The 5,604-nt window shown below is 46.4% G+C and carries 3 protein-coding genes and 1 pseudogene; 3 read left to right on the forward strand and 1 reads right to left on the reverse strand.

The window, feature by feature from the left end:
* Window positions 1-1,682: 1,682 nt before the first annotated feature.
* Window positions 1,683-2,560: pseudogene (locus B9T16_RS25205) on the reverse strand (IS630 family transposase).
* Window positions 2,561-4,772: 2,212 nt separating this feature from the next.
* Here B9T16_RS25205 and B9T16_RS25210 point away from each other — a divergent pair.
* Genes B9T16_RS25210 through B9T16_RS25220 form a run of 3 tightly spaced genes read left to right on the forward strand, consistent with a single transcriptional unit; the run spans window position 4,773 to window position 5,424 of the window.
* Window positions 4,773-4,997 carry a reverse transcriptase N-terminal domain-containing protein gene (locus tag B9T16_RS25210; protein ID WP_410246050.1) on the forward strand — a complete coding sequence of 75 codons (225 nt, stop codon included), beginning with the start codon at window positions 4,773-4,775 and terminating at the stop codon, window positions 4,995-4,997.
* A 21-nt stretch (window positions 4,998-5,018) separates the two neighbouring features.
* Complete coding sequence (locus B9T16_RS25215) at window positions 5,019-5,240, forward strand: hypothetical protein (protein WP_014275741.1); 222 nt, start codon at window positions 5,019-5,021, stop codon at window positions 5,238-5,240.
* A complete protein-coding gene (locus tag B9T16_RS25220) occupies window positions 5,200-5,424 on the forward strand; it encodes a hypothetical protein (RefSeq protein WP_014275740.1) in 225 nt (74 codons plus the stop codon). Before B9T16_RS25215 ends, B9T16_RS25220 begins: the two co-directional genes overlap by 41 nt.
* Window positions 5,425-5,604 lie beyond the last annotated feature (180 nt).

Genomic DNA, 5,604 nt, shown 5'->3' on the forward strand with positions numbered 1-5,604 from the left:
AATGGTTGGGATATGCCCACTAGTCACGGTGTGGATATAGAGACTGCGATAAGTAGGAGTGTTATGACGAAAGCGAGAGTAATGGAGAAATCCATGAGACTACGTGTTGTATATAGCTCCCAAAGTTGAAGTCACAAAGCAGGGGGTTGTAACCCTGTTCCTATTGACAATAGGGTGTCCACATCAGGAGCCGTGTGATGTGAAAGTATCAAGCACGGTTTGGAATTGGAGTTGGGGAAGGCGACTTCCCTTTCGACCATAACATAGTGTTCTAGGTGATGGTATGAATACCCTACTTTTCCCCTTGCTCGTTTTAGCGCAGCGTTTCAACCTATTTCGCTACCTAATGCTGACGATGGTTCAAGCCGGACATTCGGTTTCCCTAATCATGGATGGTTGGCAGTGGTCGAATGAGAGATAGGTTTCTCTATTACGCCTTCCGTTCCCCGCTTCAACCCTGGGGTGTGAATCCCAAAATTGGGGTTGTCTATTTCCGTTACTCTCAACTTTACGTTAKRYWMGAGCRTTYWGTTATGRTCGAAAGGGAAGTCACCTTCCCCAACTCCAATTCCAAACCGTACTTGAGACTTTCACCTCATACGGCTCCTGATGTAGATACCCTATTGTCAGTAGGAACAGGGCTACAACCCCCTGTTTTATGACTTCAACTTTCAAAGCTATATGCTTGCGTTAGTCTTTAAACTCGCTTTCGCCATTAAACTCCTACTTATCGCGGTCTCTATATCCACACCGTGACTAGTGGGCATATCCTAACCATTATAGTTAGGCATTGGCTTTCAGTCACATCCCTTCCCCTTAAAGGCATACGCTTACACTTTTTACTACTCCACAGGTACATCCTGCCACTTGAGAGCCAATTAGGGGTTTAAACGTTCCATCTATGCGGGCGTTCCATCTTTAGATTTGTCCTATCCACCGGGGTACTTTAAAGGTCTGTGTACAACTTTCGTTGCTTTTGGGTGGTGAGCCAATACCCCCACTTTTCCCCTTGTCTTTTTAAGCGCAGCGTGTCAACCTATTTCGCTGCCGAATGATTGCGATGGTTCATGCCGGACATTCGGTTTCCCTAATCATGGATGGTTGGCAGTGGTCGAGTGAGAGGTAGGTTCCTCTATTACGCCTTCCGTTCCCCGCTTCAATCTTAGGGGTGTGAATCCTAAAATTGGGGGTGGCTACCGCCGTTACTCTCAACCTTACGTTATACTCAAGGGGGTCACGACTTCCCCTCTTTCTTTCGCTTAGTCTTGGCCTTGAGTCTCTTTGCCTCATCTGGTTGTCGGGTCACGACTCCGAGACCAGATTTGGGAACACATAGATAGTTATGGGATGGTCAGGGATGTGAATCCCTTTTATTCCACCAAGGGATGGAAGTCCCACTAGGGGGTTGTTTCAGGCATCTAAGCCCTATTTCACTCCTAAACGTTTCGCACTAACTCCTTCTTTCTAACGCTCAGTCTTGACCTTGAGTCTCTCTGCCTTATCTGGTTGTCGAAGCCAGATGTCGAGACACATAGATAGTTATGGGATGGTCAGGAACTTTGCACCTTCCTTATATCCAACCAAGGGGTTGGAGTCCCACTAGGATGTTATTTCAGGCATTGCAGCCCTATTTGATCTCCTAAACGTTTCGCACCATACTACTATAGCCTTAGTCAAGGTGGTTAGGACGCAGCTGGGAGAACGGAATCCATGGCATCATCGAGAGAATCAAACTGCTCACGTGCAATGGCGAATGCGGGCTTTCARCCACGACCAATATTTCTCTATCTTGTTGAGGTCTGGCGAATAAGGCGGAAGATAGAGTAAACGGCATTGAGCTGCCTCCACCAGTTCAGCCTGCCGCCCCCCTTTATGAAACGTTGCATTGTCCAATACTAGAGTCTGACCTGGCTTCAATGTTGGAATTAAGATAAACTCCAACCACAACTCAAACACTGTCCGATTACAACAACCCTCAAAGCGATCGGGAGCTAAGAGTTGTTGATAACACCATGCCGCCATATAGCTCACCCTGCCCTGCCTCTTCCCTGATTTGAGGGTATGGAAGCGTTGTCCTTCCTCGCAGTAACCATAAGGATAATCCGAGTCTTGACTATTCATGCCAGCTTCATCGAGGTAAACCAACCCTTCCGGCTCCATATGTTCAATCTGAGCAATAAACTCCTCTCGCTGTTGCTGATCACGTTCTTGGTAGCCGTAAGTTTTTTTTTCTGGTGAAGCCAATTTTCTTCAAGGCTCTGGATATGGTGCGAGGAGAGATGTCGTCATCCCAAAGTTGAGCCATTTGAGCGGAGGTTTTGTGGCCATGCTCTTGGGCAAAAGCCTTGAATTTATGCCAGTCGGTAATTTTGTGGTTATTGCCAGGTCGGYGATTAGGTTTAGGGAGGAAGTCGCCGGTGTGTTCTTTTCTTTGCAGCCAGAGATTGATGGTGTTCCGGCTGACATGGAAAACTTGACTGGCTTCTGTTTTGGGCATACCGTCTAGTTCAATTGCATTAATAACTTTTTGTCTAAGGTCGTAACTGTAGGGGGCTGGCATTTTGGGTCTTATGTAGATATCCTTGCCATTATACGTCCTAACTATTCTGTCTTGTGCTATAGCTCTGAACATTGAAGTACGAAAGCAGGGGGTAGTAACCCTGTTCATCAGACAAAAAGGGTATCCACATCAGGAGCCGTGTGATGGGAAACTATCAAGCACGGTTTTGAATGGGAGGGGGTGAAGGTGACTTCACTCTCGACCCCTACCTTAGAGGGAAAAGGATGTGGCCAGAAGCAAATGCCTAGTTATAATGATTAGGAGTGCGAGACGTTCAGGCATCAAATAGGGCTGCAATGCCCTAAATAACCGCCCGGTGGGGATTTCAACCCCTTGGTTGAATATAAGAAGCTCGCTTCTGACCATCCCTATAACTGTTTATATGTCCCAACGTTTGGTATAGAAATATACAAAACAAGGCAGGGAACTCAAGGTCATAAACAAACTGAGAAATCAGGGAGTAGAGAGTAACGGCGATAGCCACCCCCAGTTTCAGGATACACAATCCTGGGATTGAAGCGGGGAACGGAAGGCTCCAAGGTATAACCTAATACCAGAATCGAGACCACTGCCAACCATCCATGATTAGGGAAAGCGAATGTCCGGCTTGAACCATCGTAATTATAAAGTAGCGAAATAGGTTGATACGCTGCGCTCAAAAGAGTAAGGGGAAAAGTAGGAGGCTCCTTATACTACCTACACAGACTTTTAAAAGTACCCCGGTGGAAAGGACAAATCTAAAGATGGAATGCCCATATAAACGGAACGTTTAAACCCCTTTTAGGCTCTGCTAATAAAAAAAATGTGAGCAATATTACTCACAAGCAGTAGTGAAAAGTGTAAGCGTATGCCTCCTAGGGGAAAGGATGTGACTGAAAGCTAATGCCTAACTGTAATAGTTAGGATATGCCCACTAGTCACGGTATGGATATAGAGACCGCGATAAGTAGGAGTTTAATGGCGAAAACGAGTTTAAAGACTAACGCATGCATATAGCTCTAAAAGTTGAGGTCATAAAGCAGGGGGTCGTAACCCTGTTCCCAATGACAAAGGGGTATCCATATCAGGAGCCGTATGAGGTGAAAGTCTCAAGTACGGTTTGGAAGTGGAGTTGGGGAAGGCGACTTCCCTCTCGACCATAACTAAGCCCACGTGCCACGGTATGGATGTAAATTCTGCCATGGGTAGGAGTATAATGGCCAGAGCGAGTATAAAGACTACGTGGCGCATATAGCTCTGAACAAAGAAGGACAAAGCAGCGGTTGGTATCGCTGTGCCACTGACAATGTGGGCATCCACACCAGGAGCCGTGTGAGGTGAAAATCTCAAGCACGGTTTTGAATGGGAGGGGATGGAGGCGACTCCATTCTCGACCCCTACCTTGACACTCCCAAGGATTGGCTTCGGGAGTTTGGTTAGCGGTGTGTCAACAATATGGGAGTTATTGGTGGCGTTACCTAAGCTATAGGTCTGACGGACCCTACAGGTAGTGCCTAATATGTAATGATAGAGGTGTAAGTGCGATACGTTCAGACAGGAAATAGGGCTGCAATGCCCTAAATAACCGCCTGGTGGGGATTTAAACCCCTTGGTTGAATATAAGAATCTCGCTTCTGACCATCCCTACAACTGTTTATATGTCCCAACGTTTGGTATAGAAATATACAAAACAAGGCGGGGAACTCAAAGTCAAAACGCAAAATTGGCAATCTTAATGATTCCTTAACAATTGCGTAGAGAGTAACGGCGATAGCCACCCCCAGTTTTGGGAATCACAACCCCACGATTGAAGCGGGGAACGGAAGGCGTGAAGTAGAACCTACTACCAGAGGCGACCACTGCCAACCATCCATGATTAGGGAAACCGAATGTCTGGCTTGAACCATCGTAAATATTAAGTAGCGAAATAGGTTGATACGCTGCGCTCAAAAGGGCAAGGGGAAAAGTAGGAGCCTTTACACACTACCTACACAGACTTTTAAAAGTACCCTGGTGGATAGGACAAATCTAAAGATGGAATGCTCATATAAACGGAACGTTTTAAGTCCTTCTGGACTCTGATTATCTGGTCGAGATGTCAGTAGGGATAAGTGTAACCGCAAGTCCTAGAGGATGTGAGATGTGACCAGAAGCCAACGCCCGACTGTAATGGTAGGGATATGCTGACAGGTTACGGTTTGATTGCCAAGAATAGAGCCAAGTAGGAGCTTATATGGCGCAGGCGAGTTTAAAGAAAGGTTTTGGCAAAACCAAACCAATCAAGACTACGAAAAACCCATGGAAGGCTATCCCATGGGCGAAAGTTCAACGGAAAGTTTTCCAACTCCAAAAGAGGATATTTCAAGCAGCTAAATCGGGACAAGATGCAAAGGTTAGAAGGTGGCAACGTMTACTGGTGAAATCATATTATGCCCGACTCTTAGCAGTGCGGCTGTAGGGGCGGGTTCCACGGTCAGCCATGCTTCCCAACAGTCAGCTTAATAAACCCGCCCCCCAAGCGGGTCAAGGCAAAAAGACAGCCGGTGTCGATGGAAGGATAGTAATATCTCCAAAACAAAGGTTTGAATTAGCTGAGAGCATTAAAGGAAAACTCAAAGTAAAAGCACTTAGGAGAGTATGGATACCAAAACCTGGTAGGGATGAAAAAAGCTGGAATAGGCATTCCTACAATCCAAGATAGAGCAAGGCAAGCCTTGGTTAAATCGGCTCTCGAACCTGAATGGGAATCGAGATTTGAAGGCACAAGCTATGGGTTCCGTCCCGGACGGTCAGCCCAAGATGCAATAGCACGAATCTATCTATGTATTAAGCATAGTAGTTATTATGTGTTGGACGCAGGTGCGAGACGTTCGGGTATGAAATAGGGCTGAAATGCCCGAAATAACTACCCGGTGAGGATTCCAGCTCCGAATCTGGATATAAGGAGACCTCTCCTGAGCATCCTCATAACTGATTATATGTCCCGACGCTTAGGTAACTAAGCAAGGCAGGGAACTCAAGGTCATAAACGAACTGAGAAATCAGGGAGTAGAGAGTAACGGCGA

This window comes from Arthrospira sp. PCC 8006 (assembly GCF_046480465.1).
Taxonomy (GTDB): Bacteria; Cyanobacteriota; Cyanobacteriia; order Cyanobacteriales; family Microcoleaceae; genus Limnospira; species Limnospira platensis.